Below are 1,692 nucleotides of genomic sequence, written 5' to 3' on the forward strand. Positions count from 1 at the left end.
TAAAACTAAAGCGGTGCGTTACGACGGATTGTTAAATACCTTTCACAGTCTGATATTGTAGCCGTCTAACGCACCCTACTGGACTTGATATAACGCACCGACAGAGGGAAAACTAAAGCGGTGCGTTACGACGGATTGTTAAATACCTTTCACAGTCTGATATTGTAGCCGTCTAACGCACCCTACTGAATTATTAATTATTAATTACTCAAAGCATCTACCAATGCTTTCAACCCTGCTTCTGAAGTAAAGTAAGTCAAATGGTCGCAAGCAACATCCGGTAATATCCTTGGTTGAGGCGAGCGATCGCTACTCACTTTTTTAATATTTGCTAAATGCACCGCAATATCATTAGGTTCCGTGCCAAAAACCAAACCATCAATAAATGCGTTGGTAGCTAGATTATTAAAAAGTTTTGCCTTAAACTTTTCTAGGAAACTAGATTGTTTTTTCGATGTTGGCATCGACCGATCTCCAGAAATAATAGTATAACGAACGTGAGGATCTGGATTATCAGCAAGTTTTGTGATAAACTCTGAATCAGGCTGCATCTGATCGAGAGAATTATCGTTTGCTTCTATAAACTGTAAAGACTTTGCGCCCAGATCCGCTACAACTTTGGCAGGCCATGCCATTGCAGGAATTTTATTCAAACCAAAATTTAACAGCACAAATGCTAGTTCCTGAACTTGTGGCCAAGGAGAACCTCCATTGGGAGTTCCTAACATTACTAAATGTTGCACAACTTCATTACCTCCTTCTTGTTCGATAAACCAGCGAGAAACTAATCCTCCCATGGAGTGAGCAACAATATGTAATTCTTTGCCATGATTTGCTCCTAAACCTACAGTTTCTAATCGTTTTTTCAGCAACTGCGCATTTTCTTCAATGGTTGTCTGGAGATTTTCGTAGTCGAAAGTTAAAACCAGGTCATAAAGTTCCCGCAGAGGACGTTGTTCCCCATTTATCTTTACTGTTGCCCTTTGAACGCTACCAACCATAGTTTCGGTATCGCCAATAATACCATGAATGTAGAGGACTATTTTCTGAGCAGAATCAACTTGTTTTTTGACTTCTTCTATATTTTTCTCGTAAGTTACCTTTTCCCGATTATTTTCTTGCTTCACCTCCGCTGATGCTAAAATCGGATATTCATAGGAAGTTCCTAATTTTTGACTCTTGAGTTTTTTGAAGAAAATTTTAATCGAACCATCTAAACTACGGCTACTTGTAGTTGGTTTCGGTAAACGTTCCAAACTAATTTCTGTTTGCTCTCCCTGCTTCGCACCATAACCTAGGGGTAAGAAAAATTCACCATCGTGACTAATAGGTAAAATGTACTCATCCTCTTCTAAAGTTTGGTCAACTATTAGCTTTAAAGGTGCATCTTTAGTAACCAAATTAACATCATTAACATTAAATAATTCCACAGCAGCTAATCCTGGATCGCTATTACGACTGGTGGTAAATTGAAACGATTCAATTGCTCCTGGTTCTTCTCTGAGTAGGGGTGGTGTCACCACATTATCCACAGATCGTGTGGTTTGGGAAACAGTAGTTAGAGTGAATTTTGCTTGCAAACTGGGATGGGATTGTACTTCAACTAAACCATTCATTAATTTGGCATTGCGATCCGATTGCAGTTGTTCCGCATCTCTGGGTTTAACAAGAGTAACTGCTACTTCTTTAGTA

Annotated in this window: 1 protein-coding gene; it reads right to left on the minus strand. The window is 39.1% G+C overall.

Annotated elements, in window-relative coordinates:
• Positions 1–200 precede the first annotated feature (200 nt).
• A partial coding sequence (locus F6K22_RS40240; protein ID WP_375340239.1) for a lipase family alpha/beta hydrolase occupies positions 201–1,692 on the minus strand: 1,492 nt, incomplete at its 5' end.

It is taken from the genome of Okeania sp. SIO2F4 (assembly GCF_010672385.1).
Lineage (GTDB): Bacteria > Cyanobacteriota > Cyanobacteriia > Cyanobacteriales > Microcoleaceae > Trichodesmium.